We start from the raw sequence: 2,883 nt of genomic DNA on the forward strand, positions 1-2,883 counted from the left end.
ACCCCCGACCGCCCAGCCCCACGACCGTCCAGACCATGACCGTCCAGACCACGACCGCTCAGACCACGTCGATCCGCACGCCACGTCGATCCGCACGCCAACCGCTAGGAGAAGGACAGTGAGTACCGCAGACACCTCCGGCGACCACCACGGCGACAGCGGCCGGGGCCTGCCGGCCCAGGGCCGCTCCACCCGCCAGCGGTCGGCGGTCGCGGCGCTGCTGGACGAGGTCGACGACTTCCGCAGCGCGCAGGACCTGCACGACCTGCTCAAGCAGCGCGGCGAGTCGGTCGGCCTGACCACGGTCTACCGCGCCCTGCAGTCCCTGGCCGACGCCGGCGAGGTGGACGTGCTGCGTACCGGCGACCGCGAGGTGATCTACCGGCGCTGCTCGACCCCGCGGCACCACCACCACCTGGTGTGCCGGGAGTGCGGCAAGACCGTCGAGGTCGAGGGCCCGGCCGTGGTGGAGAGCTGGGCCGCGCGGGTGGCCGCCGAGCACGGGTACTCCGACGTGTCGCACACGCTGGAGATCTTCGGGACCTGCGGGGACCACTGAGCACGTGGCGTGAGCACGTCGCGTGAGCACGTCGGGTCAGCACGTCGTTGAGCACGCCCCGTCCTCGGACAGGCACCGCACGGTATTTTGAGAACGCACGAGGGCGCGCCGCGGTCGTCGCATGATCGCGGAGCGCCCTCGTGGCTGTTTTGCTGGCTGTTTTACTCCGCGACCGCGTCGGGGTCCCCGTACTCGGCCTCGTTGTACTCGTACTCCGGCTCCACCTCTGCGGCGAACTGCTCTTCGTTGGTGATCGCGCCGCCGTAGCGCCGGTCGCGTCCGACGAAGGACTCGCACGCGCGCCACAGGTTGGTGCGGTCGAAGTCCGGCCAGAGGGTGTTGTCGAAGACGAACTCCGCATAGGCCGACTCCCACATAAGGAAGTTGGACGTGCGGTGCTCTCCAGAGGAGCGGATGAACAGGTCCACGTCCGGCATGTCCGGCTCGTAGAGGTAGCGCGTGACCGTCTTCTCGTTGATCTTCGCGGGGTCGAGCCGACCGGACTTGATGTCCCGGCCCATGGCGGCCATGGCGTCGGCGATCTCCCAGCGGCCGCCGTAGTTGACGCACATGGTGAGGGTCAGGAGCTTGTTGTCCTTAGTACGCTCCTCAGCCCACTCCAGCTCGTCGATGACGGACTTCCAGAGCCGGGGGCGGCGGCCGGCCCAGCGGATGCGGACGCCGAGCTCGTCCATCTCGCCGATGCGGCGGCGGATGGTGTCGCGGTTGAAGCCCATGAGGAAGCGCACTTCCTCTGGAGAGCGCTTCCAGTTCTCTGTAGAGAACGCATAGGCGGAGATGTGCGTAATACCGCCGAGCTGCACCGCGCCCTCGACCACATCGAACAGCGACGCCTCGCCGACCTTGTGGCCCTCTATGCGCGACAGGCCGCGCTCCTTGGCCCAGCGGCCGTTGCCGTCCATCACCAGGGCCACGTGCCGGGGCACCAGGTCCAGCGGGAGGTCCGGCGGCAGCTTGCCGCCCTTGTGCGGGAAGGGGTCCCGGTTGACGCCCGGCTGCCGCTTGGCGAGGCGCTCTTCCAGGATCCGTCGGGTCAGTCTCACCGCTCCACCTATCTCGTCTTACTTCGCGTGCTCGTGCTCACCGCTCGCGAGCCCTCACCGCCGGCCGAACTCACCGCTCGACAAGCCGCAGGGACCGCAGGCCGCGCTCCAGGTGCCACTGCAGGTAGGCGGCGACCAGGCCGCTGCCCTCCCGCCGGTGCTTGTCGGCGCTGGCGTCGGCGGCCCCCCAGTCCCCCGCGAGCAGCGCCCCCAGCAGGGCGAGTGTCTCACGGGCCGGCGCCACCGACCCCGACGGCTTGCAGTCCGAGCACACCGCCCCGCCGGCCGGCAGGTTGAAGAACCGGTGCCCACCCGGGTCGCCGCAGCGGGCGCAGTCCTCGAAGGACGGCGCGTAGCCGGCGACGGCCAGGGAGCGCAGCAGGAACGCGTCCAGGACCAGCCCGGCGGAGTGCTCGCCCGAGGCCAGCGTACGCAACCCGCCGAGGAGCAGGAGGTACTGCTGCACGGCGGGCACATCATCTTCACTCAACCGCTCGGCGGCCTCCAGCATCGCCTGCCCCGCGGTGTAGGCGGGGTAGTCGGAGACCAGCGTGCCGCCGTACGCCGCCAGCGTCTCGGCCTGCGTGACCAGGTGCAGGTCGCGGCCCTGCTTCTCGAAGATCTGGACGTCGACGAACGTGAAGGGCTCCAGCCGCGACCCGAACTTCGACGAGGTCCGCCGCACCCCCTTGGCCACGGCCCGGACCCGCCCGCGATCCCTGGTGAGGAAGGTGATGATGCGGTCGGCCTCCCCGAGGTTCCGGGTGCGCAGGACGACGCCTTCATCACGGTGCAGGGGCATTGTCCAAGTGTAGGCGCGGCCGGGCACGCTGAGGGCCCGCGTGAGGCGAACTGCAACCTCCCGCGGGCCCGGGCACTACGGACACCCTGCCCCGGCCACCGAAGTGGCCGAGATCACTACTGCTGCCGCGGCGGCCGGTACTGCCACCCGGCCGGGCCCTCATCGACCTGGGTGACGTGCGTCGGCTCCTCGGCCGGATCGGCGGGCTCGGCCGGCTTCGGCTGCGCGACCTGCGACAGCGGAATGGCCATGGTCTCCATCGCGGACCCGGTGTCGACCAGCGTGGCCGGCGGCGCCGGGATGGTCTGGCGCGCGGAGGTCGGGTCGAGCAGCGTCGGCGGCGGCGCCGGAATGGTCGGCTGCTGCGGCGGCACCGGGATGAGCACGGTCTCCATGCCGGACGCCGGAGGCGCGGCGTCGTGCGCGCCGGTGCCCCAGGCCGGGGCTTGCGGCGGGAC

Annotated in this window: 3 protein-coding genes and 1 pseudogene; 1 reads left to right on the top strand and 3 read right to left on the bottom strand. The window is 71.0% G+C overall.

Features of this window, described 5'->3' with window-relative positions:
* Window positions 1-118: 118 nt before the first annotated feature.
* The gene (locus GWK61_RS53690; RefSeq protein WP_323748192.1) at window positions 119-559 is read left to right on the top strand and encodes a Fur family transcriptional regulator; all 441 of its coding nucleotides are present in this window, start codon (window positions 119-121) and stop codon (window positions 557-559) included.
* Window positions 560-720: 161 nt separating this feature from the next.
* On the opposite strand, the gene GWK61_RS53695 is transcribed toward GWK61_RS53690, so the two are convergent.
* The 3 genes and pseudogenes from GWK61_RS53695 to GWK61_RS53705 all read right to left on the bottom strand — a co-directional run.
* A complete protein-coding gene (locus GWK61_RS53695) occupies window positions 721-1,617 on the bottom strand; it encodes an isoprenyl transferase (protein WP_228564510.1) in 897 nt (298 codons plus the stop codon).
* A 76-nt stretch (window positions 1,618-1,693) separates the two neighbouring features.
* Complete coding sequence (gene recO, locus GWK61_RS53700) at window positions 1,694-2,425, bottom strand: DNA repair protein RecO (RefSeq protein ID WP_194922147.1); 732 nt, start codon at window positions 2,423-2,425, stop codon at window positions 1,694-1,696.
* Window positions 2,426-2,541: 116 nt separating this feature from the next.
* Window positions 2,542-2,883 (bottom strand): annotated as a pseudogene (locus GWK61_RS53705) (hypothetical protein); the annotation flags it as partial.

Source organism: Catenulispora rubra (genome assembly GCF_015356825.1).
Classification (GTDB): Bacteria; Actinomycetota; Actinomycetes; order Streptomycetales; family Catenulisporaceae; genus Catenulispora; species Catenulispora rubra.